Origin of the sequence: Trinickia symbiotica (genome assembly GCF_003028655.1) — a bacterium.
Lineage (GTDB): Bacteria > Pseudomonadota > Gammaproteobacteria > Burkholderiales > Burkholderiaceae > Trinickia > Trinickia symbiotica_A.
The window spans coordinates 1-25,312 of sequence record NZ_PYUC01000012.1 but is presented as its reverse complement, the minus strand read 5'-3'; the positions used below and the strand labels follow the sequence as shown (position 1 = coordinate 25,312).

Genomic DNA, 25,312 nt, shown 5'->3' with positions numbered 1-25,312 from the left:
GTTGTAGGCGCAACGATCAAACAGCCATCGGCGCCGTCAGCGGCTCATGATGCCGATAGCCCACTAGCGAAAAATCGCCGGGTTCGATCTTCTCCAGCCACTCGGGCGCATAAACGCCCGTCTCGGCGTACGAGGGCACGCGCTCGGCGATCGCGAGCCTCGGGCTCGGGAACGGCTCGCGCTCGAGTTGCTTCAAGAGCATGGCGTGCTGATTCTCGTAGATGTGCGCATCGCCGATGAAGTAGGTGAACCAGCGCGGCGCGTAGCCGGTGAGCCGCCCGACGAGCGAGAGTAGCGCCGCGCCCTCGACGAGATTGAACGGCGTTCCGAGCCCCACGTCGTTGCTGCGGATGTAGAGGCAGAGCGAAATCTCCTTGCGCACGGCGTTGGGCAGGAACTGATAAAGCAGATGGCAGGCCGGCAGCGCGATCTCTTCGAGCACGGCGGGATTCCAGCCATGAAAGAGAATGCGTCGATCAGTGGGGTTGGACATGATCGTATCGAGGCATTGGCGCAGTTGATCGATCGCCTTGTAGAGCAGCACCTTGCGCGCTCCGTCTTCCTCGAAGCGCGTGACGATCCGATAGCCTCGCGCCTGGGCGTCGGCGATGCGAGCCGGTGCCTTTTCATCGAGCACCTTGTAGGCAGGCCACTTGCGCCATTGGACGCCATAGACGTCGCCAAGGTCGTCAGGCCCTTCGCGATAGGGATTCGCGAGCCACTGCGCGTTCTCGTTGGCATTCGCATCCCAGACCTTGCAGCCGAGCTCGCGGAAATCGGCGGCGCTGCGCGAGGCGCGCAAGAAGCCGACGAGCTCGCCGATCGCCGATTTGAACGCGAGTTTCTTCGTGGTGACCGCGGGGAAGCCTTCTTGCAGATCGAAGCGCATCATGGCGCCCGGCATGCTGATCGTGCGGATGCCCGTACGGTTCTCCTGCCAAGTGCCTGTCTCGAGAATGGTGCGGACGAGGTCGAGATACTGTTTCATGCGAAGGGGGTCCTCAGGCGTTCGGTGCGGCTTGCGATGCGGCGCTCGACATGGCTCGCGCGGCTCGACGCTCTTCTCGCCCGCGCCGTGGACGACAGCGCGTTTCAGCGCCCGCATTTCCGCGATTCTACCAAGCCGTCGCGCAATCCCGCCGGCACCGGCACTGCGCCCCGCTGCTCGCGCGGCGCGAAGCAAGGCACCGAGCCATCGACCGACCGCCGCTGCGCTTCGAGCAGCGAGGCCTTGCGCCGTCAACTCGTCAACTCGTCATCTGCTCGCTACCCTGATGAACCTCGATGTGACGCATCCCATGCGACCCGAGCAGGCGATAGAGCGTGACACGTGAGATGCCGAGCTCCTGTGCCGCGTCGCCGAGCCGTCCGCGGTGTCGCAGCAAGGCGAGCTCGATCGCCTGCCGCTCGGCCGCCTCGCGCGCCTGGGCGAGCGAAACCGGAACGATCTCGACATACTCGGCGAGTTCGAGATCGCGTGCGGTGATGAGCCGCCCTTCGGACATGACGATGGCGCGCCGAACGCGATTGATGAGCTCGCGCACGTTGCCCGGCCATCGATAGTTGTGGAGCGCGGCGATTGCATCGGGCGAGAAGCCCCGCAACCGGCGGCTCGCGTCTTTCTTGAAGCGTTCGAGCATGTGCCCCGCGAGCAGCTCGATATCCTTGCCGCGCGCGCGCAGCGGCGGCTCGTCGATCTGCAGCACGCAAAGACGATGGTAGAGATCGGCGCGAAAACGCCCCTCGACCATCGCTTGATGCATGTCGACATGGGTTGCCGAAATCACGCGCACGTCGACGGCAATCCCTTCGTGACCGCCGAGCCGCTCGACCTTGCCTTCCTGCAAAAATCTCAACAGGCTCGCCTGACTTTCGAGCGGCAGATCGCCGATCTCGTCGAGAAAGAGCGTTCCCCCGTGGGCGGCCTCGATGCGGCCGATCTTGCGCTGGTTCGCGCCGGTGAACGCGCCCCGCTCATAGCCGAAAAGCTCGGATTGCAGCAGATGCGGCGGAATCGCGCCGCAATTGATTGCGACGAAAGGCGCATCGTGTCGAGGCGAGCGCTCGTGAATGGCGACGGCCGTCAGTTCTTTGCCCGTGCCGGATTCACCGGAAATGAAAACGGGTGCGTCGGTCATGGCGACTTTGCGAATCGCGCGAAAAAGCGTGCGCATGGCCTCGCACGACCCGATCATTTCGCCCTCGCCGACCCGCGTCGTCGTGTCTTCGTCGGTTTCTGACAGGACGACCATGCCGTAAGCGTGGCCGACGGAATCGACGATGCGACGGTCCTCGTACGGCACGGTCACGTAGTCGAAACAGTAGTCGCGCACGAGACGGCGCAACGCCGTATCCTGTAGTTGGCCCGGCGCCGTGGCGGCCACCCAGCCCACGCGCGGCGCGGTCAGGCACGCTTCAAGCGCGCCGATTTCCTGCTCGTCGAACCCGCTCGACAGATCGAGCAGGCCGCCCGCGACTGCATCGCCGCGCAGCGCACGTCGCGCATCCCGCGCGTTCGCGACCACGTCGACATGCCACCCGCGCTGGTTGAACTGAGCACTCAGCCGAGCGTTCGCCTCTCGCGTGACGTAAATCAGTTGACGTGTTGCGGGTTCCATTTCTTCAGACCTCTTTCTATGACGAACGTAATGGATGACGGCGCGCGCGGCAACGCCGCAACGCGCGTTCCATCAGCGTCTTGCCATGCAAGCGCCGATCGCTCTGTCTCTCCCTGGAAGCTGCCCCCGATAAAAATTATTATTAGAAAAGGCGGTCGGTTGGTCTTATTAAGGATGTGAAACTGATGCCAAGCTTACTATACGGCCCACGCTTGCGGCATGAGACGCATGTAACAAATTGAAGCTGGACCCGCCGGAGAAGGCTTCCAGCCGCCAGTGGCACACCCGCGCTTCAGTTTTAACCCTATTGCGTGGCTGTTTTACGACAGCGCCGTTTTTACCGCATCCGATCGTTAATTTCATTTTTTCCGACCCGTTTCAACGCTGAAACGATTTTCGTCCGCGGCTTCGGCGAGTTTGCAGTCGATGCAAGCGGACCTCAACAGGCACGGCGGTCTCCCGGCGATGGCATGCGTTTCGCTCTAAGCGGCGCACCACGGAGGTACCGTCATGCCATCGCTTCCCTTCACCCGTCTGGCCAAACGCGCGTTCGCCGCCGGCCTCGCGCTCACGCTGCAAGCGGCGCTTGCGGCATTCGGCGCGCCCTCGGCTGCCCTCGCCGAGGGGATGACCGATGTGTGCGCAGCCGACGCGCGTACGCCATTTGCAGCGGCGTGCGCGCTCGACGACAGCATGCTCGCCCGCCAGCGCGGCGGGCATGCCGGCATGGTCACCATTGCGGCGCTTCCCGACGCATCGCCGGGCGCGAACTCGGTCACACTTTGGGACGAGCTTGCCCGCCCCGCCCCCGCGCCGCTTCCGATGCCGGTCGATACGACCGGCGCCGTGCAGTCCAACGCGGTCAACTACACGCGCAAGTGAGGAAACGGCCATGACCGCTCACCGCGCTCGCCTCATCGCCATGGCCGCATTCGCCGCGCTCTCGACCGCGTGGGCGCCCGTCCATGCCGTCGCCGAGCAAGCGAACCCGGGCGACATCGTCGTCAAACGGCAAATCACGCCGCGCGACGCGTTCGACTCCGTACCGAAGACCGATAACCCCATCGCCTCGAAGGTCGAGACGTTCCCGACCCGGGCGTTCGGCCCGACCGTCGCCGGACTCATGTCCGACCTCGAGCTCGAGCATACCCACGGCTCGGGAGGCCTCGCCGCAACGAGCCCTATCGAAGCCGCCGGAAAGGCGACGCTTGCGACGCTCGGTCTCGGCTCGTCGGCCGGCGCGCGTTCCGCGACGAGCGCGGGCGTTGCCGGGCAAGGGGCGGGTATCGGAGGCGCCGTCACCTCGTCCGTGACGGGCGTACTCGCGCCGCTCGGCGCAGCACTCGGAGCGCTCAAATGAACGCCGTCTTGAACGCTCTCCTGCGCCAAGCCGGCAAGCATTCACCGGCCAAATACACGTGCTTGTCCGCCTTCTTCCTGTGCGTAGCGATGCCTGCGCTCGGGCAAGCGCTACCCGCGCCGGCGATGAGCGCGGACGCGTCCGTTTCCGCGGGAGCGCTGGCAGGCGCGACGGGCGTGATCGCGATCAACGAGGCGGCGGGCGTCGCCAACGCACAGAGCAATGCAACCGTGATCGCCGTCAATACGGCGGGGTTGGCGGCAAGCGGTATCGACCAATCCACGCGCGCCAAAGGTCACGTATCGATCGCGCGCGCGACGATCGGGGCCAATGCCTTCTCGTATGGAGCGGGGGTGATATCGGTGAATCAGGCGGCCGGCATCGCCAATCTCCAGCGCAACAGCGTCGTGCTCGGCACGGCATCGGCACAGGCTCAGGCCCTTACCGACAGCGAATTGTCCGCGGTGGCGCCGCGCAACCAACGGTTCGATAACAGAACGGACCGGGGCGGCCTGCGCGAAGCAAGCATCGCCGACGATGCCTTTCAACATGCGAGCGGCATCGTCCAGGTCAACCAATCAGCAGGCGCCGGAAACACCACGGCAAACAGTTTTGTGCTCCGTCCCCCGGCGGGCACTCTTTTCTAACGCAGCAACCTTGATATCGGAGCGTCAAAAATGAAAACGAACCTCAAACGAATATTCGTCGCCGCAGCGCTTTTCGCCGTCGCGTCCGGCAGCGCATTCGCTCACTCGGGCCATCATGCCTACCTGTTCAACGCGACTGTCGTCGACGAGCACGTGGGCATCGAAGGAAATGTGCTTCTGTTCGGCTGCGCGTCCGTATCGGGCACCGTCGGTGCCGTCGTCAACAACGCGCAGCACGTCGCCCCGCACGTCGTGCTCGACGCGCTGCCGTCCACCTACCTCAAGGGCTCGGTCACGACCACGGTCGAGAACGACTATCGCTCCGTCGGCGGGAGCGGCTTCGCCACCAGCTCCACTTCGTCTTCCGGATCGGGCACACATCGGGTGTCTGATACTGACAGCGATACGACGTGGTTCAGTGCATGGAGCGACAACGCGGGCTCGGGAGGGCAGTCGCTCGGCGAGCACAAGACCAGCACGCATGAATGGAATTCGAAATCGGAGCAAACGCACCACGCGTCATGGGCGTTCAGCAGCACGGAATACTCGACGAACGTGAGCACATCCGGCTCGGTGACGACTTACATCGACACTCAGGCGCCGACGACCTTGACGGCGACTACAGGCAGCGGCGCCGGCAACGGCATTTCGGGCAACGTCGGCATCAACGTCACGGAAGGTATCGCGAACGCGCAAAGCAACGACGCTTCGCTTGCATCCGTCGACACCGGCAACGTGTTCGGCAACGCACAGATCTTCAGCTCGCAATCGTCGGGCGGCAACGTCAAGATCAACAACTTCGTGCTCAATGCGTCCATCGGCGACAACTCGCTGCAGCACATTTCCGGCAACGTGGGCGTCAACGTGTCGTCGGGCGCGGCCAACGTGCAGAACAACAGCCTCGCCGCCGCGACGACGCAGTCGAATCCGGGTGACGCCGTGGCCGTTGCGATGGCCGCGACCGATCAGACCTCGCAAACCGCATCGCTCGACTTTCACGGTTCGATCGCGGGCACCGCGCTGCTCGGCGCGGGCGCGCTCGCGGGATCGACCGGCAACATCGGCGTGAACATCGCGGGCGGCGCGGGCAACCTGCAACACAACGGGCTCGCGATCGCCGCCGCCGGCGCGCACTAGCCGCTCACGTGTAACGCGTCGGTCGCTCGAGCGCGGCCGGCGCTTTTCGACTCGGGGTAACGGACATGTCCGGGCATCCGCGGCTCGCGGCATGGCGAGCCACCTTTGTGCTCGCTTGCGTCGCGATATGTGCGCGAAGCAACGCGCAATCGACCATCGACACGTCTACGCTTGCAGGCGTGCCAGTCACGAAAACGGTGCGTTCGATGCGTGAAATTCGCTATAGCCATGTCGTGAGCCAGCAGTTCGACTACAGCTGCGGCTCGGCCGCGCTCGCGACGCTGCTCAAATACGGCTATGGCATCGACATAGCGGAAACGGAACTGATCCGCCGGATGATGGCGTTCTCGACGCCCGAAATCGTCGTAAAGAACGGCTTTTCCATGCTCGACATGAAGAAGTTCGTCGAAACGATGGGCCTGCGCGGACGCGGCTTTCGCGTGAGCGTCGACGCACTCTATCACCTGCGCGTCCCCGTGCTCGTGCTCATGAACATCGAAGGCTACGACCACTTCGTCATCGTCAAACATGCGCAAGATGGCCGCGTCTTCATCGCGGACCCCGCGCTCGGCAATCGCATCGTCTCCGAGTCGAACTTCGTCGAGAGCTGGAACGGACTCGTCTTCGCGGTGCTCGGCAAGCCGCTTCTCGACGATTCGCCGCTCCTCGCCGGCAACGTCTCGCTCGCCGACAAGCTGCGTGCGCAAGCGCTCATGACGAGCACGGCCACGACGCCGTTCGTCGACTACGGCTTGTCGCGAGCTGACTGGTTTTGACCGATCATGAACGCGCTTTCCTTTCCCCTCGGCTTCGCGCTGATATTCGCAGCCGGTGCGGTCATGGCCGTCGCCGCACACGCGGGCGTCGTCGATTCCGCCGGCGGCCGATGTGGCGGCTGCTCGCTCTCGCAGATCTTCTCGGTGAACAGTTCGTCGACCGACTCCGCTCGATGGCAACCCGTCGATGACGCCACACTCGCGAGCCAGACCGGTAAGTATGCGGGCTCGGCGATGATCGACGGCATGGTGCTCAACGTGCTTTCGCAATGGCGCTTGCCGAATGGCGCGAGCGCAAGCGCGCAAGGCTCGCTCGTCGTCGATGACGCGAACCGCGCGCTCGACGCCCGAGTCTCGACAGCGGCACGCGTATCGGATTCCGCTCATGGCAACGGCAACGGCAACGGCGCGGGCATCGGAGCGGGCGCGAGTCCCGGCTCGAGCGCGCGAGGCGGTCAGAACGTCGCGATCAGCGGCGTCTCGCAATTGACGCAAGTGGCCGGCGACAACAACGTCGGCATCAACTCGGCCGTCATCGACTTCAACGGGGCACAAGCGCAGCCGCTCGCAGGCAACAACGCACCGAGCGCGAGCGCGGCGAACGCGGCGGGCACGATCAAATCCGGCATCGCGTTCGGCAGTGGCGGCGTCACGCTCGCGCTGCGGACACCGGCTGGCGCGGCGACACAAACGATCGCGCCCGGCACCGCGCATGAAAGCGGAACGATCGCCCAATTCGTGCGGATCGTCGGCAATGCCCAGGCCGTATCCAACCAGTTGCAGCTGAGCCTGCGAACGCAACCGATGCCGGCGGCGCTCGTGCGCCAACTCGGCATGCTCGAAGCGCTGCGCAACACGGCCTACATGAGGAGATGACGTCATCGAGACCTCGCCGCGAGCGGGGCAATCGCGAAAACGCGGAGTCGTACCGCGCTCTCGCACGAATCGTAACAAGCAACACAAGCGGCACGCGCGGCAGCAAAACGGGGAAAAGCGCGAGAGCCGCGAACCGGGGGAAGAACAATGTCCAGCATGTCGAGCAAGACGTCGCGGCATACGAGGTTGACGGCCCTTCCGGCCGCGGCCGCGCTGCTCGCGTGCACGCCTGCCGGACATGCGCAAACGCTCACGAATCAGTCCGTCGAAGAACGGCTCGATACGTTGATGCGCGTCATCGATCAGCAGCAACAACGGATTCGCTCACTCGAGCAGCAGGTCACCGAACTTCAAATGGAGCAGCGCGGCCGCGGCCTCGCCGGCGCCGCGGCGAGCCCGGCCTCGGGCGAATCGTCGACGAGCGCGGCTTCGGCGTCCGCGCCGCGCCAGGACGACGCCGCTTCACCAGCGCTCGCGCAGATCACGCCGGGCGCGCCCGCGCCTCGCGGCGGCGGGCAGACCGCCACAGGCGTGCCGGCGCGCCCGCCCGTGCCCGCCTCCGCCGCCGGGGCCGACGAGAGCGGTGCCGTGGGCACATCGCAAAAGGCCGCGCAGCCCGCGCGCACCGAAGCGGAAGAGGCCGTCGCCCAGCGCGAGCACGCGCCGCTTTTCGATCGCAGGCTTACCCTCGACTGGGGCATCAGCGACACCTACTACGATCGTCGTCAGTTGCAGTTGTCCGGGTTCCTCGCGCTCGACGCGATCTTTCTTGGCAACATCAACCTCGGCGAGACGAAATCGCATCAGTTGATGACCGACCTGGACGTGCGCTACGGGCTCACCGATCGCGTGAGCATCGACGTCGACGTCCCCTACGTCTACCGATATAGCAACTTCATCGTCGGCGGCGCCGGCGGCTCGGCGGGTACGCTGTCGGACGCATCCGCCACCTCGAACGCCCTCGGCGACGTCAACTTCGGCCTCTACTACCAGTTCGTCAAGGAAAGCGCGAGCTGGCCCGACATAGTCGGGAGCCTGCGCGTGAAAGCGCCGACCGGCACATCGCCGTTCGGCATCAAGCTCGTGCAGCTCGATCCGAACAACACGAACCTCGTCGCGCCCAGCAAGCTGCCGACGGGCACGGGCTTCTGGAACATCACGGGCGGTCTGTCGCTCTTGAAGACGTTCGATCCGATCGTGCTGTTCGGCAGCGTCTCGTACACCTACAACGTCGCCCGCTCCTTCTCCGATATCTCGTCCGTCGTCGGCCAGACGCAGCCCGCCAAGGTAAAGCTCGGCGACATCGTGCAATGGGGCGCGGGTGCCGCGCTCGCCTTCTCCGAAAAGGATTCGGCCAGCATCTCCTACACGATGGCGATCGAGCCGAAAAGCAAGACGCAGGCGCCGGGGCAAGACTGGCAAAGCGTACCGGGCAGCGAAACGATGGCCGCGACACTGAACTTCGGCTTGAACCATGTGGTGAACAAGCACCTGACGATCAACGGATCTGTCTCGGTCGGGCTCACACCCGACGCGCCGAACTTCGTCGTCGGCGTGCGCTTCCCTTACACCTTCTAGGGGCAGACATTGTGCGCGAACCCCCTCACCTCACCCCCGTTGCGCCGTCCGCCACCGGCACGCCGTTGCCGCCGGCCGCGGACGCGAAGGAATGCGTCGTTATGAACGTCACACACGAAAGGGCGCTCCTCTACGTGGCGCGCGCCGCCGACGAAGCGCTCGTCGAGCACTTGACGAGCCGCGGCTGGAATGTGTCGATCGCGCACTCGCCGAGCGAAGCCGCTCGGCTCACGAAACCCGATCTGCCGAGCGCGGGCCTCATCGACATCACGCGCTTCACCCTGCGCGAGCTTTCCGCGCTCGAGACGAGCCTGCGCCAGCAGCAGATCGGCTGGATCGCGCTCGCCAATCCCGAACGGCTCGTCGAGCCCGACATCCGCCGGCTGATTCGCAACTACTGCTTCGACTATGTGAAGCTGCCCGTCGCGCACCCGACCGTCGACTATCTGCTGAGTCATGCCTATGGGATGGTGACGCTTTGCGACCTCGACATGGTGGCAGGCGTGGCCGCCGCGGGCGACGACGAGATGGTCGGCACGTGCGAACCGATGCAGCAGCTCTTCCGCACGATCCGAAAGGTCGCGAACACGGACGCCGCGGTGTTCATCTCGGGCGAGTCGGGCACGGGCAAGGAGCTCACGGCGCTCGCGATCCACGAGCGCTCGCCGCGCCGCAAGGAGCCGTTCATCGCGATCAACTGCGGCGCGATCCCGCACCACCTTCTGCAGTCCGAACTATTCGGCTACGAGCGCGGCGCGTTCACGGGCGCGCATCAACGCAAGATCGGGCGCGTCGAAGCCGCGCACGGCGGCACGCTCTTTCTCGACGAGATCGGCGATCTGCCGCTCGAGAGCCAGGCGAGCCTGCTGCGGTTCTTGCAGGAAGGCCGGATCGAGCGGCTCGGCGGACGCGAATCGATCGCGGTCGACGTGCGCGTCATCTCGGCCACGCACGTCGACCTCATCGGGGCGATGCGCGACGGACGTTTTCGGGCGGACCTCTTTCATCGGCTCTGCGTGCTGCGCATCGACGAGCCGCCGCTGCGCGCGCGCGGCAAGGACATCGAGATACTCGCCCATCACATCCTGCACAAGTTCAAGACCGATAGCTCGCGCAAGATTCGCGGCTTCGCGCCGTCGGCGATCGAGGCGATGTACAGCTATGGCTGGCCCGGCAACGTGCGCGAGATGATCAATCGCGTGCGGCGCGCGATCGTGATGGCGGAGAGCAAGCTGATCACGGCCGAGGACCTCGATCTCGCGCAGTTCGCCGCGCAAGAATCGATGACGCTCGCGCAGGCGCGCGACACCGCCGAAAAACGCGCGATTGAGTCCGCGCTGCTGCGTCATCGGCATCGGCTCAACGAAGCCGCGACCGACCTCGGGATTTCACGCGTGACGCTTTACCGGCTGATGGCCGCGCACGGTCTGCGTGAGGCCGGTACGCCGGAGCACGACAAACCCGACGGTTCGCCGCTGCCGCCTAGGCTCCCCGAGCGGCCGGGCAGGCCGCCGAACGGCGATGCGTGCCAAAAGTGAGCGAAGGTCGAGGGCGCCGCCTGTCGCGTACAATCGGCGCCAATCCCGCTTTGCTCTCTTGACGATTTTTCGATGACGACGTTGACCCTGATCGTCGCGCGCGCCCGCAACGGCGTGATCGGCCGCGACAATCGCCTGCCCTGGCACTTGCCCGAAGACCTCGCCTTTTTCAAGCGCACGACGATGGGTGCGCCCATCGTCATGGGCCGCAAGACACACGAGTCGATCGGCCGGCCGTTGCCGGGACGCCGCAACATCGTCGTGACGCGCGATGCTTCTCGCCGCTTCGAAGGCTGCGAGACCGTGACGAGCATCCGCGCCGCGCTCGAGCTTGCCGCCTCCGGCGGCGCCGCCGAGGCTTTCCTGATCGGCGGCACGGAGCTTTATAAACAAGGCATCGCATTCGCCGACAAGCTCATCGTGACGGAAATCGCAGCCGACTTCGAAGGCGACGCGACATTCCCAGCACCCGATCGCGCGCAATGGCGAGAAATCTCGCGCGAATCGCACCACAAGGAAGGAGCGGACGGCTTCGATTACGCGCGCGTCGTCTATCGGCGCATCGCCCCTCCCGGTTAAGGCGCGACACGGCGGTTCCAGCCGGCTTGCGGCGGTTCGTCAGCCATCATAGAATGCGAATCATTCTCATTCGCATGAGGCTCGATTCGTGCCGAGCAGGTTCTTCTTTTTCGCCTCCGCATCAGCGGCTTCGCTCGAGAACCGCGGTGACTTTGGCTTCAGCCGAACGAGCCACCTCACATGAGGCCGCTTCTCGTCCGCCTGCACCGTTGGTTCGGCATTGCGACGGCCTCGTTCCTCGTCGTCGCGGGACTGAGCGGCGCGGTCATCGCGTGGTATCAAGAACTCGATGCGGCGCTCAATCCGGCCTTCTTCCGTTCCGTCACGCCCGGTATGCCAAAGGCGCCGCTCCAGCTTGCCGAACGACTCGAAGCAGCCGATCCGCGCGTTGCGGTCACTTACCTTCCGCTGCAGGTGAAGGTCAGCCATACGCTCATCGTCGGCGTCGCGGGCCGCACGAATCCCGCAACGGGCAAACCGTACGAGCTCGGATTCAACCAGGTGGCGCTCGATCCGGTGACGGGCGCCATCCAAGGCCGGCGTGCGTGGGGAGCGCCGTCGCTCTCGCGATTGAATCTGCTGCCGTTCGTCTACAAGCTGCACTACACGCTTTTCCTGCCATTGCGCGGCGGCGTCGATATCGGCAGATGGCTGATGGGAATCGTCGGCATCGTCTGGACGATCGACTGCATCGTCGCGCTCCTGATCGCGTTCCCGAGCGCAAAGACATGGCGTAAGTCGTTCGCATTCCGCATGAAGCGCGGCGGCTATGCGCTCGTGTTCGATCTGCACCGCTCGGGAGGGGTCTGGCTCTGGGCCGTGCTGTCGATCGTCGCCGTCACCTCCGTCTCGATGAATCTCGCCGATCCTGTCGTGCGGCCGATCGTCTCGCGGTTCTCGCCGCTCGAGCCGACGCCGTTCACGTCGCGCGCCCAACGCCAGCCTGTGTTGGCGCACGAGCCCGTGCTAAGCCGCGAGCAAATCGTCCAAATTGCTGAGGCGGCGGCACAACGCGAGCACATTCCGCATACGCCCGGCGCGCTACTGTACGCGCCCGGACTCGCCGCGTACGGCGTGCGCTACTGCGATGCAAGCGGTCACCGCAACGAGGCGGGGCTCGGCGATGCGTGGCTCTATTGGGACGCCCGAACGGGCGCCCCGGCGGGCCGGCAGATTCCAGGCAGAGGCTCAGCCGGCGATCTTTTCATGCAAGCTCAGTTTCCGTTGCATTCGGGCCGCATTGCGGGCCTTGCCGGGCGCGTCGTCGTCAGCATGACTGGACTGGCCGTAGCCGTGCTGAGCGTGACAGGTCTCGCGATCTGGCTGAAGAAAGCGCGGGCGCGCCGACTGGCGGCCGCGGCGGCACGACGTCCGGCTCGTGAACGCGAGCGTACGCCCGTATAAGGTTCCCGGCGACGCTTACTGACCCGCCACCGTCATCCGCTCGATCAGCACCGACCCGGTCTGCTTGGTGCCGCGCACGATCGTATCGGCGCCGATGGCGACGATGTTGCGGAACATCTCCTGCAGCGTGCTCGCGACGGTGATCTCTTCGACGGCATGCTGAATCTTGCCGTTCTCGACCCAGAAACCCGATGCGCCGCGCGAATAGTCGCCCGTCACGTAGTTGACGCCCTGGCCCATCAGCTCGGTCAGCAGGAGCCCCGTATCGAGCTTTCTGAGCATGGCCTCGAAATCGTCGTCCTCGCTCGTTTGCGAGCTTCTGAGCGAAAGGTTGTGGGAGCCGCCCGCGTTGCCCGTCGTCTGCATGCCGAGCTTGCGCGCCGAGTAAGTCGACAGGAAATAGCCCTCGACGACCCCGTCTCTCACGACCGCACGCTGCTTCGTGCGCACGCCCTCCTCGTCGAACGGCGCGCTGCCCATCGCGCGCGGCATGTGGGGGTCTTCGACGATCTGCACGTGCGGCGCGAAGACGCGCTTGCCGAGACTGTCGACGAGAAAGGTCGTCTTGCGATAGAGCGCGCCGCCGCTCGTCGCCTGCACGAACGCCCCGAGCAGGCCGGCGGCCAGCGGCGCCTCGAACAGCACCGGCACCTTGCGCGTATCGAGGCGCCGCGCGCTGAGCCGCGCGAGCGCCCGCTCGGCCGCGTAACGCCCGATCGCCTCGGGCGCGGCCAACTCCTTCGCGCTGCGCTTCGACGAATACCAGTCGTCGCGCTGCATGTTGCGTCCGCTGCCGGCAATCGGCGCGCACGAGATGTAGTGACGAGAGTACGGATAACCAGAGAGAAAGCCGCGCGTCGTCGCGAGCACGAACTGCGAGTGCTGCGCCGAGACGCTCGCGCCCTCCGAATTCTTGATTTGCGCGTCCGTCGCGAACGCGGCATCTTCGGCGCGGCGCGCGATCTCGACCGCGTCTTCCGCCGTGAGATGCCACGGATGGTAAAGGTCCAGGTCGCGCGGCGCCGTTTCGAGCAGCTCCGCCTCGGCCAGCCCCGCGCAGTTGTCCTCGGCCGTGAAGCGCGCGATGTTGTAGGCCGCCGCGACCGTGTCGCGCAGCGCCTCCTTCGAAAAATCGGAGGTGCTCGCATTGCCGCGCTTCGCGCCGATGAAGACCGTCACCCCGACCATCTTGTCGCGGTTGTGCTCGATCGTCTCGACCTCGCCGCGCCTCACCGTCACGGACAAGCCGTCGCCCTCGGAAATCTCGGTGGCCGCATCGGTCGCCCCGAGCGATTTCGCGTGGCGAAGGATGTCCGATGCAATCTCCTTCAATTCGTCTTGCGTATGCGGAAAGAAGCGTTGTGGGGTATCGGTGTCCGCTGCCATCGTGGTTGCCATCCGGTGTAGAGCTTTCGGGGAGACGCGGCGCTCGGCGGCTCTTCCGCCCTCCGGCTTCGGCGAAAAGCATCGCAGCCGGTTCGCGCGCCCGTCGTCTTGCGCATCCCGCGATCATAGCAAGGTCCGCGTCGATGCGAATGCCCAAGCTACAATGTCGGCATGACACGCAAAACCCGCATTCAACCGATCGAGCCGGCCGCCCCCGACCTCGACGACGATCTCGCCTACACGCGGCCGAGCAAGTCGCAGATGAAGCGCGAAATGCATGCGCTGCAAGCGCTCGGCGTCGAGCTCGTCGAGTTGCCGAAGGACGCCTTGAAACGGATGCCGATGCCCGACGATCTCGCCGACGCCATTCTCGAAGCTCGTCGCATCACCGATCACGAGGGCAAGCGCCGGCAGATTCAGTACATCGGCCGTGTGATGCGCTCGCTGACCGAAGAAGAAATCGACGCGCTGCGCACGGCGCTCGAAGCGAACCGAGGCGCCAACAAGGCCGAAACGGCGCGGCTGCACTGGATCGAGGACACGCGCGAGCGCCTCCTCGCCGACGACGATGCTTTCACGGCCTTCGTGCGCGAACATCCGGGGGCCGATGCGCAAACGGGCCGCACGTTGATCCGGAACGCGCGCAAGGAAGTGCAGCAAGGCAAGCCGCCGCGCTATTTCCGCGAGCTGTTCCAATGGATCAAGAGCGCGAGCGGCAGCGATGCCGGGCACACGGTCGAAGGAGCCGGCCCCGACGAGACGACGGAAGACGACGAAGATGACAGCCAAGCGTAGCCACCCCGACGAAATCGTGATCGGCCTGGTCTCGATCAGCGATCGCGCGACGAGCGGCGTCTATGAGGACAAGGGTATCCCGTCGCTCGAGGCCTGGCTGCAAAAGGCGCTCGCCTCGCCCTGGCGCACCGAAAAACGGCTCGTTCCCGACGAGGCCGACACGATTTCGAAGACGCTCATCGAGCTCGTCGACGAAGTGGGCTGCGATCTCGTATTGACGACGGGCGGCACCGGCCCCGCACGGCGCGACGTCACGCCGGAAGCGACGCTCGCGGTGGCGACGAAGGAAATGCCCGGCTTCGGTGAACAGATGCGTCAGATCAGCCTGCACTTCGTGCCGACGGCGATTCTCTCCCGACAGGTGGCCGTGGTGCGCGAAACGCCGACGCACGCGGCGCTGATCGTCAATTTACCGGGCCAGCCGAAATCGATTCAGGAAACCCTCGAGGGCTTGCGCGACGACACTGGCGCGGTGCAAGTGCCGGGCATCTTCGCGGCCGTGCCATACTGCATCGACCTGATCGGCGGCCCGTACGTGACGACGAACGACGATGTCGTCGCCGCCTTCCGGCCGAAGAGCGCGCGGCGGCCGCCGAACCCGTGACGCGGCTTGGCTCGCTCAGTTGCCTTCGACCGGCGCGCTCGGCGCGACAACGAGAAAATGCTGACGGTAATACTTGAGCTCGTCGATCGACTCGTGAATATCGGCCAAGGCCGTATGCATCGCGCGCTTCTGAAAGCCTTTGTAGACGGTCGGCTGCCAGCGCCGGCAGAGCTCCTTCAACGTGCTCACGTCGAGATTGCGGTAGTGAAAGAACCGCTCCAGCTCGGGCATCCAGCGCGCCATGAAGCGACGGTCCTGACAGATCGAGTTTCCGCACATCGGCGACTTGCCCGGCGGAACGTAAGCCGAAAGAAACGCGAGGATCTGCTCGGTTGCCTCATGCTCCGTCACCGTCGAGGCGCGCACGCGCTCGGTGAGTCCCGAACGGCCGTGCGTGTTCCTGTTCCATTCGTCCATCTTGCCGAGCGTCTCGTCGCTCTGATGGATGGCGAGCACGGGCCCTTCGACGATCTTGTCGAGCGTCGAATTCGTGACGACGACGGCGATTTCGATGATGCGATCGGTGTCGGGCTCGAGCCCCGTCATTTCCATGTCGAGCCAGACGAGATTCATCTCGCTGCGGGCAAGCGTCGGCTCGCCGACGAGTTCGAGGGTGTCAGTCATGAAGGCATCCAGGTTACGAACAAGGGCTGGCAAAACCCTATAATTGTCGCATAGATACAACGGACCTCCGCGATGTCATCCCTTTACTTCACCGTCCTCTTCGCAGCCACCGTGCTCGCCATGGTCGGCACGAAACTATGGCTCGCCGCACGCCAGATCCGGTTCGTCGCGGCCCATCGCGGCGCGGTGCCGCAGCAGTTTGCGGGAACGATCACACTCTCCGCTCATCAGCGCGCGGCCGATTACACGATCGAGCGCACGCGGCTCGGCATGCTCGAAGTGGTCGTCGGCGCCGCCGTCACGATCGCGCTCACGCTGCTCGGCGGCGTGCAGGCGCTCAACGTCGGCGTCTCGGACCTGCTCGGTCACGGCTATGTCGCGCAGATCGGCTTGGTCGCGGTCGTCGTCGCGATCACGAGCATCATCGACTTACCGTTCGACTATTACCGGCAGTTCGTCGTGGAAGAGCGTTTCGGCTTCAACCGGATGACAAAGGCGATCTTCTTCGCCGATCTCGCCAAGAGTACGGCGCTCGGCGCCGCCTTCGGGCTGCCGCTCCTCTTCGTCGTGCTCTGGCTCATGCACCAGGCAGGCAATCTGTGGTGGCTCTGGACCTGGGTCGTCCTCGTCGCGTTCCAGTTGCTCGTGCTCGTGCTCTACCCGACGCTCATCGCACCGCTCTTCAACAAGTTCGAGCCGCTCACCGATGAAGCGCTGAAGGTACGGATCGAAGCGCTGATGAAGCGCTGCGGCTTCGCCGCAAAGGGTCTCTTCGTGATGGATGGGAGCCGCCGCTCCGCGCACGGCAACGCCTACTTCACGGGCTTCGGCGCATCAAAGCGCATCGTTTTCTTCGATACGCTGCTCGCCCGCCTGACGGGCGCCGAGATCGAAGCGGTATTGGCCCATGAGCTCGGCCATTTCAAGCGCCGCCATGTCGTCAAGCGGATGGCCGTCATGTTCGCGGTCAGTCTCGCACTGCTCGCGCTGCTCGGCTGGCTGACGCAACGCACCTGGTTCTACGAAGGGCTCGGCGTCGAGCCGTCGATGACCGCGAGCAACAACGGCCTCGCGCTCGTGCTGTTCTTCCTCGCGCTCCCCGTGTTCCTCTTCTTCGTCACGCCGCTCGGCAGCCTGAGCTCGCGCAAGCACGAGTTCGAGGCCGATGCATTCGCCGCAAGCCAGACGGATGCGCGCGAGCTGGTCAACGCGCTGGTCAAGCTTTATGAGGATAACGCGGCGACGCTGACGCCCGATCCCGTGTACACGGCGTTTTACTACTCGCACCCGCCGGCCTCGCAGCGCATCGATCGGCTGCTGCACCCCGCATGAGGAGCCGCTCCGCCCCTGCTCGAGCCGTAACGCGTGAGGCCGAAGGGGCCGACGGCGCTTGCGGCGCGACGGACGCCAAGCGCGTCGACGGCCTCGTCGTCGCCGCGCATGGACGCCACTATCTCGTCGCTCGCGGCGGCGACACGCGCGTGCTCGTGCAATGCTTTCCGCGCGGCAAGCGCAGTGAAGTGGCAGTCGGCGATCGCATCGTCTACGAGCCGACCTCGGCCGATCAGGGCGTGATCGTCGAAATCGGCGCGCGCCGCAATCTGCTTTATCGTTCCGATCAGTACAAGTCGAAGCTCTTCGCGGCCAATCTCGACCAACTGCTGATCGTGCTCGCGACTGAGCCGCATTTCAGCGAGGATCTGCTCGGCCGCGCGCTCGTCGCCGCGGAAGCGAATGTGCTCGCGCCGCTCATCCTGCTGAACAAGACCGACATCGAGCCGGCGCTCGAAAAGGCGCGCGCACGGCTCGCACCCTACCGCGCGCTAGGCTACGAGGTGCTCGAACTGTCGATCAGGACGCGCGCGGATGAAGCGCACGAGACGCTCGGCACGCGCCTCGCGGGTCATTCGACGCTGCTGCTCGGTCAGTCGGGCATGGGCAAGTCGACGCTCGTCAATCTGCTGGTTCCGAATGCCGATGCGGCCACTCGCGAAATCTCGACGGCCTTGGGCAGCGGTCGCCATACGACGACGTTCACGCGGCTCTATCCCCTTCCGGTGAGCGGAGCGCTGATCGATTCGCCGGGGTTTCAGGAGTTCGGCCTTCATCATCTGACCGAGGGCCAGCTCGAGCGCGCGTTTCCCGAGTTCCGCCCGTTGCTCGCCGACTGCCGCTTCTATAACTGCCATCATTTGCACGAGCCCGGCTGCGCGATACTCGCGGCCTTGGCGGACGGCCGCATTGCGCGCGAACGTCATGCGCTCTATGCACAACTGGTACACGAAGCCAATCAGACGGTACGCTAGCATCGTGCAACGATAGGCAGCAAACACGCCGAGAAGCTTTCGTCATGCTCAAGCTGATGCTCGCGCCCAACACCGTGATCGGCCAGCACTGGGTGAACCTCCTGACCGTCGCTGGAATTCCTTGCGAGTTGCATAACCGCTACCTGAACGGCGCGCTCGGTGAAATCCCGGCCGAGCAGTGTGCGCCCGAGCTATGGCTCGTCGACGAGCGCGACGAGACGATTGCGAGAAAACTCATCGAGGCGGCCATCAACGGCCCGCCTCCCGGCGGCGCTTCGTGGCGTTGCCGCCGTTGCGGCGAGACGCTCGAGCCTCAGTTCACCCTCTGTTGGCAATGCGGAACCGCACGCGATCCACGCGACGATTGAATCGCGCAGGGCGAGGAGCTCTGCCCTCGCTTGCGGGACAGGGCACTAACCTACCCAGACCGCAATCGTCAGCATGAGCAGCAGAATCATCCAGAGGATGACAGCGCGCCAGACGAGGCCGACCGCCGACTGCAACGTACGCGGCGTGCAATCGTCGCCGACGGGGATTGGACCGCCCTCGGTTGCGCCGAGCGCGTCGAGGCTCGACGGCTCGGCGAGCGGGCCGGCCAGTCGCGCGCCGAGCGCCCCGCTGCCCGCGGCGAGCAGCACGCCGTCGTTCACGTCATGCCACTGCCGCGAATGATTGCGCCACGCGTAAATCGCATCCTCGAAATTGCCGACGATGGCAAAGCCGAGCGCCGTGAGGCGCGCCGGCACCCAGTCCATGACGAAGAACACACGCTGCGGGAACGTCGCGAATGCGACCGTCCGGTCGCCGACGGGCACGGCCCAGGCGCGTGCCAGGTATTCCGAGATCCGATAGAGGACCGCACCCGCCGGCCCGATCGGCACGAGGAACCAGAAGAAGACACCAAAGACGTGGCGATGTGAAGCGACGACGGCATGAATCAGCGTATGCCGCACGATTTCCCCGACCGGCATGTCGATCGTATCCATGCCTGTCCACTCGTTGAGAATTTCGCGTGCGCGCGGCACGTCGTCGTTATTGAGCGCCAGGTGGATATCGGTGAAGTAATGGCTGAATTGCCGAAAGCCGAGCGTGAAATAAACGATGACGACGTTCCAGAGAAACGCCAGTGCAAAGCTGATTCGATAAAGCAGGTAGTAGACGGCCGCAACCGCCAGCGTCCACGGCAGCACGACCGCCAGCCAGGCCAGGATTCCATGCTTTCTCTTGCCGGCGTCGAAACCTTGCGCCGCCCACTCCGCGTGATATTGAAGCAGTGCGAACACCGGATTGCTCGGTGAAAGCGCACGTAACTGTTCGATAACGAGAGCCAGCAATACGGAGAAAAAAGTCATGCGACGCGCCGTGCCTATTGGATTCTTAGCTATTGTCGCGTAACGATAGCACAGGGCGGCTGCATCCGAACGTGCGGAATCGCCACAGGTGCGTGGCGTCGCGCGCGCACGCGCATCACGCGATAAGGAAGCGGTAGAAGTTGCGCAACATGCCGGCTGTCGCACCCCAGACGAAGTAATGTCCGCCCGTGCCGTGGCGCGGATAGGGCATCGCGAAGAAGCGCCGCTCGCCGCCTTCCCAGCGCAGCAATCGCACCTCGTGATGGGCCGGGTCCATCAGATAGTCGAGCGGTACCTCGAAGATCTCGGCGACCTCGAGCGTATCGGCCCGCACCGAAAATGGTGGATGCACGAGGCCCACAACCGGCGTCACGCGAAAACCCGTGCCGGTCAGATAATCGGGCAGCGCGCCCAGGATTTCGACGCGCTCGGACGCGAGCGAGACTTCTTCGCGCGCCTCGCGCAACGCCGTTGCCACCGCGTTCTCGTCGTCCGGCTCGCGCCGGCCGCCCGGAAAGCTGATCTGCCCGGCATGATCGCTCAGGTGATCGGCACGTTGCGTCAGGAGAACGGTCAAGCGCTCTTCGCGGACCACGAGCGGCATCAATACCGCCGCAGCGCGCGGATCTTCCACTTCGCGTCGGTGAGCGTCGCTCGGCTCCGGAGACCAGACGAGGCGCTGCGCGAAACGCGTACGCAAGCCCTCCGGCGTAAGCCGCGCATGGGGAACAGCGGGCAAGTCGGCACCGGTCGATTCGACCGGCAAAGCGTCAGGTTCGAAAACGGGGCGGATCAACGCAACTCCGAACGTAAGGCCTCGATACCGCTATTCTCGCCTGCAAAACAAAAAAGCACCCGAGGAGGGTGCTTTTTTTTACAGCTCTTACCGACGCTCAGGAAGCGGCGCGGTCTTTCGTCACGAGCTTTTCCTTGATGCGCGCGGACTTGCCCGAACGCTCGCGCAGGTAGTAGAGCTTCGCACGGCGCACGTCGCCACGACGCTTGACGACGATGCTGGCCAACAGCGGCGAGTACGTCTGGAACGTACGCTCGACGCCTTCGCCCGACGAAATCTTGCGGACGATGAACGACGAGTTGAGGCCACGATTGCGCTTCGCGATCACGACGCCCTCATAAGCCTGGACGCGCTTGCGGTTGCCTTCGACGACATTCACGTTGACGACCACGGTATCACCGGGGCCGAAATCGGGGATGGACTTGCCGGCGAGCACGCGCTCGATCTCTTCCTGCTCGAGTTTTGCAATCAGATTCATCACTGACTCCTAAAGCCATCTTGTCGGCGTTTTGCCCGCCTTGCGCTCGAAACGACACGCCCGGCACGGCCCCGATAGAGGATGGGTTCACATCAGGTGCCGCGCACTTTCGTGCAATGGCACCCCCTCGTCCGCCACGGCTCACCGAAAGCGAATCAAGCTTTCGGCGGTTCCTTGGCAAGACTCGCGAGCCATGCCTCGTCGGCACGGCTCAGCATCTTGTTGCGCCTCGCGCGCTCGATCAAATCGGGCCGCTTGGCAGCAGTGTTGCGCAACGCCTCGCGGCGGCGCCACTGCTCGATTTCCGCGTGATGCCCAGAGAGCAGCACGTCCGGCACGCGCACGCCCTCGTACTCCTCGGGGCGCGTGTAATGCGGACAGTCGAGCAATCCGTCGACGAAACTGTCTTGCTCCGCCGACTGCGCGTCGTTCAATACGCCGGGCAACTGGCGCACGACGGCATCCATCAACGCCATCGCCGGCAATTCGCCGCCCGACAGGACGAAATCGCCGAGACTGACCTCTTCGTCGACACAGCGGTCGACGAGTCGCTGGTCGATCGCTTCATACCGCCCGCAAAGCAGGACCAAACCGGGCTCGTGCGCGAACCGCATGACGCGCTCATGGTCGAGCGCCGCACCCTGCGGCGAAAGCATGAGCACGCGGGTGCCCTCGATCCCTTGCGCGGCCTGCGCGGCCTTGGCCGCGGCGATCGCCGCTTCGAGCGGCCTGGCCAGCATGACCATGCCCGGACCGCCGCCGTAAGGACGATCGTCGACGGTGCGGTAGTTGTCGGTCGTGAAATCACGCGGATTCCACGTGCGCAAACCGAATCGCCCCTGCTTCGCCGCGCGGCTCGTGATGCCCCACTCGGTCAACGCGCGGAACATCTCGGGAAAGAGCGTGACGACATCGAACTGCATCGCGCGCTCTCCTTGCTCGACCATGCTCAGTAATCGGCTTCCCAGTCGACGATGATGCGCTTCGCCGCCTGGTCGACCGCCTTGACGTACACCCCGACGAACGGGATCAGCCGTTCGCCTGTCGCGGGCTCACCATTCTTGCCGATCGACGGGTACTCGACGCGCAAGACGGTATGCGCGCCGTTGTCGATCAGGTCGGCAACGCGGCCCAGCGCGACACCTGCCTCGTTGACGACTTCGAGGTCGACCAGGTCGACCCAGTAAAACTCGTCTTCGCCCAATGCGGGGAAATCGGCCCGACTGACATGAACGCGATACCCGCGCAGCGCGAGTGCGTCATCCCGATCGGCGAGACCACCGAGCTGCGCGACGATATGCTCGCCATGTACCTTTGCCTGCGCCGCTCGCGCTGATTTCCGCTCTCGGCCCTTCTCGAGCCACCAGCGCTTTGCGCTGAGCAGAGCATCGCCGCCTTGACCGGCGCTTGCGTGGGCCGAGACCTTTACCCAGCCCTTGAGCCCGTAAGCGTCGACGATCGCGCCGACTTCGACCGCATCTTCGGGCCAGCTATCGGTGGACTCCGCACGCAGTGCTGTTTCGGCTTCGCTGCCCGGCGCGGCGCGCTCGGCGCGCTTCGGAACGAACGCTCCAAACGACGCGTGCGCACGCGAGTCCGACTTCGCGCGCCCCGAACCACCCGAGTCACCAGCGGTCATTGGCGCGCCTCCATGCCCTGGCGGCCTCTTTGCGCCGCTGCTCCGGAGAACCGGTGCGCACCCGACGCGAGCCGCCGATACCGCGTTCAAGCAACCGGCTGCGCCTTCTGAGCTTGCTTCACGAGACGCTCGACGGTCGGCGACAGCTGCGCGCCGACGCCTTGCCAATACGTGAGGCGATCCTGCGCGATGCGCAGCGATTCACCCTTCGTCGCGACCGGGTTGTAAAAGCCGACGCGCTCGATGAAGCGACCGTCACGACGGCTGCGCGAATCGGTGGCTACGATGTTGTAGAACGGGCGCTTCTTCGAGCCGCCGCGTGCCAGACGGATAATGACCATGCCTTGATCCTTGAAAATCCTGAAAACCGGGGTTCGGGACTACCGAAACGCTCGATTATAGCTGGAAATTGAAACCATAACAAACACTTAGATCAGTGCGAGCGGCAAGGCGTCGGGATCGCATGACCCGTCGCCAGCGAGCGGCGTAGAATGCGCGATCCGGCGTCGCGACCGAGGGGTACGTGACCCCTGGCCGTGCCGGCCGCTCGATTCCGATATTCCCGCTCTATGTCCCGTCCCGCCTCGCTGACCCTGACGCGCTTTCGCTCGAAAACCTTGACTGCCGCGCTCGCCTTCTTCTTCGGCAGCCTCGGCGCGCACCGCTTTTATCTGTACGGCCTTCGCGACAAGTTCGGCTGGGCGCACATCGTGGGCACGTTGCTTGGCATTCGCGGCGTACTGCTACTGATCGCGACCGCGCGCACCTCGACGCTCGGCTGGGCACTGGCGATACCTGGCGCCGTCTCCGTGCTCACGGGCTGTCTGGCAGCGATCGTCTACGGGCTGCGACCCGACGAGAAGTGGGATGCTCAATTCAACGCGAGGTCGGACAAGCGCAGCCGCTCCGGCTGGACCGTCGTCTTTATCGTCATCTTCTCGCTCTTCTTCGGGGCGATGCTGCTGATGGCCGGGCTTGCGCTCGCGTTTCAGACTTACTTCGAGTCGCAGATCGATACGAATCACTCGCTATCTCGGTGACTCGGCAACGTCAGAACAGCGTCAGCTGCCGATCGGGCGCTTCGGGTGGCTGGGGACGCCGGAACTGCGACATGTCGAGAATGCCTCGTTGCCGCTCGTTGAGGCCGAGCCGTTTGGTAGCCTTCGCGAAGCGCTGCTTCAGCAGCTGCGCCCATGTTCCTTCGCCTTTCATCCGATGCGCGAACGATGAATCGTAGTCTTTGCCGCCCCGCATGTCGTGGATGCGCGCCATGACACGTTCTGCGCGCTGGGGGAAATGCGCGGCGAGCCAGTCCTTGAAGAGCGGCGCCACTTCCCACGGCAAGCGCAAGACGATATAGCTCGCGCTCGTCGCTCCGGCTTCTGCACAGGCCTCGAGCACACGCTCGAAATCGGGCTCAGTGACGAACGGAATGACGGGCGCGACGCTGACCCCGACTGGAACGCCGGCTTCGCTCAACGCTCGGATCGTCCTCAGGCGCCGTGCGGGCGCCGCGGCGCGCGGCTCCAGCGTGCGCGCGATAGCCGCATCGAGCGTCGTGACGGTAACGGCGGCCATCACGAGACCGCGAGCAGCCATCGGAGCGAGCAGGTCGAGGTCACGCTCGATCAATGAGGACTTGGTGATCGCGGCGAATGGATGCCCGTAATCGTGCAGGACCTCGATCACGCGGCGCGTGATTTTCAACTCGCGCTCGATGGGCTGATAAGCATCGGTGTTCACACCCAACGCAATCGGCTCGGGTGCGTAGGTCTTTTTCGAGAGCTCGCGCGCGAGCAATTCCGCCGCGTTGACCTTCGCGTAGATGCGGCTCTCGAAATCGAGGCCCGGCGACAAGCCGAGATAGCTGTGCGTCGGTCGAGCAAAGCAATAGATGCAGCCGTGCTCACAACCGCGATAAGGATTCAGCGAAACGTTGAACGGAATGTCGGGCGACGCGTTTCGCGTCAGGATGCTTTTCGCATGCTCCTCGAACACTTCGGTTCGCAGCGGCGGCGCTTCATCGGCTTCTTGTGTCGTCCAGCCGTCGTCGACCGCCTCGCGCTGATCGACTTCGTAGCGGCCTTGGAGGTTGGAGACGGCGCCGCGCCCTTTCCTCGGCGCGGGCGGGGCAATTGGAAATTCGACGTCTGAATCGTCCATTTGCTCGTTGAAACAAGAATCCGGCAAGCCTTGCCTTTCGTCGGACAAAGAGCAGGCATGTAGCCCCAGTTCGGGTACTCGAGGTCAATGTCGCGACCGAGATTGATATGATACTGTATGGTTATACAGTGTCAATGCGCTTTTCGCTGGGAGATCGGTTGGGGTAAGAGAGCTATTCGCGCCCCAAAGCACAAACCCCCGCGAGCGAGAGCTGGCGGGGGTTTGCTGGGGGTTGGGGAGCCTGACGATTACCTACTTTCACACGGGGATCCGCACTATCATCGGCGTGGAGTCGTTTCACGGTCCTGTTCGGGATGGGAAGGGGTGGTACCAACTCGCTATGGTCATCAGGCATGACTTGTTGCCGTGTCGCGGGTGGGCGGCACAGCCAATCTGGGAAGAAGGGGAGTAAGGGGTGGGTAGCGAGTGCATCGTGGCACACGCGAGGATCCTGAAGCGTACCCCTTTGGGGGCTTACCCCCTAGGGGGTGGTTCCCAGTCAGTGCTCAAGCACTCGCTGGTCGCCTTTCAAAACGCTCCGGTTATAGGATCAAGCCTTACGGGCAATTAGTATCGGTTAGCTCAGCGCATTACTGCGTGTACACACCCGACCTATCAACGTCCTGGTCTTGAACGACCCTTCAAGGGGCTCGAAG

General features: G+C 64.5%; 27 protein-coding genes and 2 rRNA genes. 16 read left to right on the top strand and 13 right to left on the bottom strand.

The genetic code is table 11. From position 1 onward, the window contains the following. Positions 1-16: 16 nt before the first annotated feature. Entirely contained in the window at positions 17-988 is a 972-nt protein-coding gene (locus tag C9I57_RS22475; RefSeq protein ID WP_107152990.1) for a thymidylate synthase, read from the bottom strand. Between the two features lie 259 nt (positions 989-1,247). Further along, positions 1,248-2,618: a sigma-54 dependent transcriptional regulator gene (locus tag C9I57_RS22470; protein ID WP_107152846.1), complete on the bottom strand. Its 1,371-nt coding sequence runs from the start codon at positions 2,616-2,618 to the stop codon at positions 1,248-1,250. Positions 2,619-3,128: 510 nt separating this feature from the next. Between C9I57_RS22470 and C9I57_RS22465 the strand changes: the two genes are divergently transcribed. The 10 genes from C9I57_RS22465 to C9I57_RS22420 all read left to right on the top strand — a co-directional run bounded on the left by C9I57_RS22465 (position 3,129) and on the right by C9I57_RS22420 (position 12,513). Then, the gene (locus C9I57_RS22465) at positions 3,129-3,500 is read left to right on the top strand and encodes a hypothetical protein (RefSeq protein ID WP_107152845.1); all 372 of its coding nucleotides are present in this window, start codon (positions 3,129-3,131) and stop codon (positions 3,498-3,500) included. A gap of 10 nt (positions 3,501-3,510) precedes the next feature. Further along, the gene (locus tag C9I57_RS22460; RefSeq protein ID WP_107152844.1) at positions 3,511-3,978 is read left to right on the top strand and encodes a hypothetical protein; all 468 of its coding nucleotides are present in this window, start codon (positions 3,511-3,513) and stop codon (positions 3,976-3,978) included. Between the two features lie 176 nt (positions 3,979-4,154). Next, complete coding sequence (locus C9I57_RS22455; RefSeq protein WP_146166250.1) at positions 4,155-4,625, top strand: hypothetical protein; 471 nt, start codon at positions 4,155-4,157, stop codon at positions 4,623-4,625. A gap of 30 nt (positions 4,626-4,655) precedes the next feature. Beyond that, positions 4,656-5,762: a hypothetical protein gene (locus C9I57_RS22450; RefSeq protein ID WP_107152842.1), complete on the top strand. Its 1,107-nt coding sequence runs from the start codon at positions 4,656-4,658 to the stop codon at positions 5,760-5,762. A gap of 65 nt (positions 5,763-5,827) precedes the next feature. Next, positions 5,828-6,538: a C39 family peptidase gene (locus tag C9I57_RS22445; protein ID WP_107152841.1), complete on the top strand. Its 711-nt coding sequence runs from the start codon at positions 5,828-5,830 to the stop codon at positions 6,536-6,538. A 6-nt stretch (positions 6,539-6,544) separates the two neighbouring features. After that, on the top strand, positions 6,545-7,414 hold the full coding sequence (locus C9I57_RS22440) for a peptidase C39 (protein ID WP_107152840.1): 870 nt from the start codon (positions 6,545-6,547) through the stop codon (positions 7,412-7,414). A gap of 156 nt (positions 7,415-7,570) precedes the next feature. Beyond that, the gene (locus C9I57_RS22435) at positions 7,571-8,992 is read left to right on the top strand and encodes a hypothetical protein (protein WP_107152839.1); all 1,422 of its coding nucleotides are present in this window, start codon (positions 7,571-7,573) and stop codon (positions 8,990-8,992) included. A gap of 101 nt (positions 8,993-9,093) precedes the next feature. After that, complete coding sequence (locus C9I57_RS22430; RefSeq protein ID WP_107152838.1) at positions 9,094-10,530, top strand: sigma-54 dependent transcriptional regulator; 1,437 nt, start codon at positions 9,094-9,096, stop codon at positions 10,528-10,530. A gap of 72 nt (positions 10,531-10,602) precedes the next feature. Continuing rightward, positions 10,603-11,109 (top strand): dihydrofolate reductase, encoded by a 507-nt coding sequence (locus tag C9I57_RS22425; RefSeq protein WP_107152837.1) that lies wholly within the window; start codon positions 10,603-10,605, stop codon positions 11,107-11,109. Positions 11,110-11,289: 180 nt separating this feature from the next. After that, positions 11,290-12,513: a PepSY-associated TM helix domain-containing protein gene (locus C9I57_RS22420; protein WP_107152836.1), complete on the top strand. Its 1,224-nt coding sequence runs from the start codon at positions 11,290-11,292 to the stop codon at positions 12,511-12,513. Positions 12,514-12,528: 15 nt separating this feature from the next. Here C9I57_RS22420 and pmbA read toward each other — a convergent pair whose 3' ends face one another. Beyond that, positions 12,529-13,899 (bottom strand): metalloprotease PmbA, encoded by a 1,371-nt coding sequence (gene pmbA / locus C9I57_RS22415; RefSeq protein WP_107152835.1) that lies wholly within the window; start codon positions 13,897-13,899, stop codon positions 12,529-12,531. Positions 13,900-14,070: 171 nt separating this feature from the next. Here pmbA and yjgA point away from each other — a divergent pair, with 171 nt between their 5' ends. Beyond that, the gene (yjgA, locus tag C9I57_RS22410) at positions 14,071-14,694 is read left to right on the top strand and encodes a ribosome biogenesis factor YjgA (protein WP_107152834.1); all 624 of its coding nucleotides are present in this window, start codon (positions 14,071-14,073) and stop codon (positions 14,692-14,694) included. After that, on the top strand, positions 14,678-15,298 hold the full coding sequence (mog, locus tag C9I57_RS22405; RefSeq protein WP_107152833.1) for a molybdopterin adenylyltransferase: 621 nt from the start codon (positions 14,678-14,680) through the stop codon (positions 15,296-15,298). Before yjgA ends, mog begins: the two co-directional genes overlap by 17 nt. 15 nt (positions 15,299-15,313) lie before the next feature. Here mog and orn read toward each other — a convergent pair whose 3' ends face one another. After that, entirely contained in the window at positions 15,314-15,922 is a 609-nt protein-coding gene (gene orn, locus C9I57_RS22400) for an oligoribonuclease (protein WP_107152832.1), read from the bottom strand. A 72-nt stretch (positions 15,923-15,994) separates the two neighbouring features. On the opposite strand from orn, the gene C9I57_RS22395 reads away from it, so the two are divergent. The 3 genes from C9I57_RS22395 to C9I57_RS22385 are packed head-to-tail and all read left to right on the top strand — an operon-like array spanning position 15,995 to position 18,596. Then, positions 15,995-17,254 (top strand): M48 family metallopeptidase, encoded by a 1,260-nt coding sequence (locus C9I57_RS22395; protein WP_107152831.1) that lies wholly within the window; start codon positions 15,995-15,997, stop codon positions 17,252-17,254. Further along, the gene (rsgA, locus tag C9I57_RS22390) at positions 17,251-18,228 is read left to right on the top strand and encodes a ribosome small subunit-dependent GTPase A (RefSeq protein ID WP_107152830.1); all 978 of its coding nucleotides are present in this window, start codon (positions 17,251-17,253) and stop codon (positions 18,226-18,228) included. The genes C9I57_RS22395 and rsgA overlap by 4 nt, the downstream gene beginning before the upstream one ends. A gap of 44 nt (positions 18,229-18,272) precedes the next feature. After that, on the top strand, positions 18,273-18,596 hold the full coding sequence (locus tag C9I57_RS22385) for a putative signal transducing protein (RefSeq protein WP_107152829.1): 324 nt from the start codon (positions 18,273-18,275) through the stop codon (positions 18,594-18,596). A 45-nt stretch (positions 18,597-18,641) separates the two neighbouring features. On the opposite strand, the gene C9I57_RS22380 is transcribed toward C9I57_RS22385, so the two are convergent. The 6 genes from C9I57_RS22380 to rpsP form a co-directional block, all read right to left on the bottom strand. Next, positions 18,642-19,580: a CobD/CbiB family protein gene (locus tag C9I57_RS22380; RefSeq protein WP_107152828.1), complete on the bottom strand. Its 939-nt coding sequence runs from the start codon at positions 19,578-19,580 to the stop codon at positions 18,642-18,644. Positions 19,581-19,695: 115 nt separating this feature from the next. Continuing rightward, positions 19,696-20,376 (bottom strand): CoA pyrophosphatase, encoded by a 681-nt coding sequence (locus C9I57_RS22375; protein WP_107152827.1) that lies wholly within the window; start codon positions 20,374-20,376, stop codon positions 19,696-19,698. Positions 20,377-20,473: 97 nt separating this feature from the next. Next, positions 20,474-20,854, bottom strand: a complete 381-nt coding sequence (gene rplS, locus C9I57_RS22370; protein WP_107152826.1) for a 50S ribosomal protein L19 — start codon at positions 20,852-20,854, stop codon at positions 20,474-20,476. A gap of 155 nt (positions 20,855-21,009) precedes the next feature. Continuing rightward, positions 21,010-21,801, bottom strand: coding sequence for a tRNA (guanosine(37)-N1)-methyltransferase TrmD (gene trmD, locus C9I57_RS22365; protein WP_107152825.1), 792 nt, complete (start codon positions 21,799-21,801; stop codon positions 21,010-21,012). A 2-nt stretch (positions 21,802-21,803) separates the two neighbouring features. Next, positions 21,804-22,493 carry a ribosome maturation factor RimM gene (rimM, locus tag C9I57_RS22360; RefSeq protein WP_107152824.1) on the bottom strand — a complete coding sequence of 230 codons (690 nt, stop codon included), beginning with the start codon at positions 22,491-22,493 and terminating at the stop codon, positions 21,804-21,806. 86 nt (positions 22,494-22,579) lie between these two features. Then, a complete protein-coding gene (gene rpsP, locus C9I57_RS22355) occupies positions 22,580-22,834 on the bottom strand; it encodes a 30S ribosomal protein S16 (protein ID WP_018441513.1) in 255 nt (84 codons plus the stop codon). A gap of 228 nt (positions 22,835-23,062) precedes the next feature. Between rpsP and C9I57_RS22350 the strand changes: the two genes are divergently transcribed. After that, positions 23,063-23,533, top strand: a complete 471-nt coding sequence (locus tag C9I57_RS22350) for an NINE protein (RefSeq protein ID WP_107152823.1) — start codon at positions 23,063-23,065, stop codon at positions 23,531-23,533. 10 nt (positions 23,534-23,543) lie between these two features. Here the strand turns inward: C9I57_RS22350 and C9I57_RS22345 are convergent, their stop codons facing one another. From C9I57_RS22345 to C9I57_RS22335, 3 genes are all read right to left on the bottom strand, one after another. Then, the gene (locus C9I57_RS22345; protein ID WP_107152822.1) at positions 23,544-24,656 is read right to left on the bottom strand and encodes a PA0069 family radical SAM protein; all 1,113 of its coding nucleotides are present in this window, start codon (positions 24,654-24,656) and stop codon (positions 23,544-23,546) included. Positions 24,657-24,895: 239 nt separating this feature from the next. Then, positions 24,896-25,008, bottom strand: a 5S ribosomal RNA gene (rrf, locus tag C9I57_RS22340). 194 nt (positions 25,009-25,202) lie between these two features. Continuing rightward, a 23S ribosomal RNA gene (locus C9I57_RS22335) occupies positions 25,203-25,312 on the bottom strand; the annotation flags it as partial.

Bases quoted from the DNA above. Each gene is read 5' to 3' on its own strand.
- C9I57_RS22380 (WP_107152828.1), bottom strand. From the start codon at position 19,580: ATGACTTTTTTCTCCGTATTGCTGGCTCTCGTTATCGAACAGTTACGT.
- trmD (WP_107152825.1), bottom strand. From the start codon at position 21,801: ATGGTCGAGCAAGGAGAGCGCGCGATGCAGTTCGATGTCGTCACGCTC.
- C9I57_RS22395 (WP_107152831.1), top strand. From the start codon at position 15,995: ATGTCATCCCTTTACTTCACCGTCCTCTTCGCAGCCACCGTGCTCGCC.
- C9I57_RS22385 (WP_107152829.1), top strand. From the start codon at position 18,273: ATGCTCAAGCTGATGCTCGCGCCCAACACCGTGATCGGCCAGCACTGG.
- C9I57_RS22420 (WP_107152836.1), top strand. From the start codon at position 11,290: ATGAGGCCGCTTCTCGTCCGCCTGCACCGTTGGTTCGGCATTGCGACG.
- orn (WP_107152832.1), bottom strand. From the start codon at position 15,922: ATGACTGACACCCTCGAACTCGTCGGCGAGCCGACGCTTGCCCGCAGC.
- C9I57_RS22445 (WP_107152841.1), top strand. From the start codon at position 5,828: ATGTCCGGGCATCCGCGGCTCGCGGCATGGCGAGCCACCTTTGTGCTC.
- pmbA (WP_107152835.1), bottom strand. From the start codon at position 13,899: ATGGCAGCGGACACCGATACCCCACAACGCTTCTTTCCGCATACGCAA.
- C9I57_RS22440 (WP_107152840.1), top strand. From the start codon at position 6,545: ATGAACGCGCTTTCCTTTCCCCTCGGCTTCGCGCTGATATTCGCAGCC.
- rsgA (WP_107152830.1), top strand. From the start codon at position 17,251: ATGAGGAGCCGCTCCGCCCCTGCTCGAGCCGTAACGCGTGAGGCCGAA.
- C9I57_RS22460 (WP_107152844.1), top strand. From the start codon at position 3,511: ATGACCGCTCACCGCGCTCGCCTCATCGCCATGGCCGCATTCGCCGCG.
- rplS (WP_107152826.1), bottom strand. From the start codon at position 20,854: ATGAATCTGATTGCAAAACTCGAGCAGGAAGAGATCGAGCGCGTGCTC.
- C9I57_RS22345 (WP_107152822.1), bottom strand. From the start codon at position 24,656: ATGGACGATTCAGACGTCGAATTTCCAATTGCCCCGCCCGCGCCGAGG.
- C9I57_RS22350 (WP_107152823.1), top strand. From the start codon at position 23,063: ATGTCCCGTCCCGCCTCGCTGACCCTGACGCGCTTTCGCTCGAAAACC.
- mog (WP_107152833.1), top strand. From the start codon at position 14,678: ATGACAGCCAAGCGTAGCCACCCCGACGAAATCGTGATCGGCCTGGTC.
- rpsP (WP_018441513.1), bottom strand. From the start codon at position 22,834: ATGGTCATTATCCGTCTGGCACGCGGCGGCTCGAAGAAGCGCCCGTTC.
- rimM (WP_107152824.1), bottom strand. From the start codon at position 22,493: ATGACCGCTGGTGACTCGGGTGGTTCGGGGCGCGCGAAGTCGGACTCG.
- C9I57_RS22465 (WP_107152845.1), top strand. From the start codon at position 3,129: ATGCCATCGCTTCCCTTCACCCGTCTGGCCAAACGCGCGTTCGCCGCC.
- C9I57_RS22450 (WP_107152842.1), top strand. From the start codon at position 4,656: ATGAAAACGAACCTCAAACGAATATTCGTCGCCGCAGCGCTTTTCGCC.
- C9I57_RS22425 (WP_107152837.1), top strand. From the start codon at position 10,603: ATGACGACGTTGACCCTGATCGTCGCGCGCGCCCGCAACGGCGTGATC.
- C9I57_RS22470 (WP_107152846.1), bottom strand. From the start codon at position 2,618: ATGGAACCCGCAACACGTCAACTGATTTACGTCACGCGAGAGGCGAAC.
- C9I57_RS22475 (WP_107152990.1), bottom strand. From the start codon at position 988: ATGAAACAGTATCTCGACCTCGTCCGCACCATTCTCGAGACAGGCACT.
- C9I57_RS22435 (WP_107152839.1), top strand. From the start codon at position 7,571: ATGTCGAGCAAGACGTCGCGGCATACGAGGTTGACGGCCCTTCCGGCC.
- C9I57_RS22430 (WP_107152838.1), top strand. From the start codon at position 9,094: ATGAACGTCACACACGAAAGGGCGCTCCTCTACGTGGCGCGCGCCGCC.
- yjgA (WP_107152834.1), top strand. From the start codon at position 14,071: ATGACACGCAAAACCCGCATTCAACCGATCGAGCCGGCCGCCCCCGAC.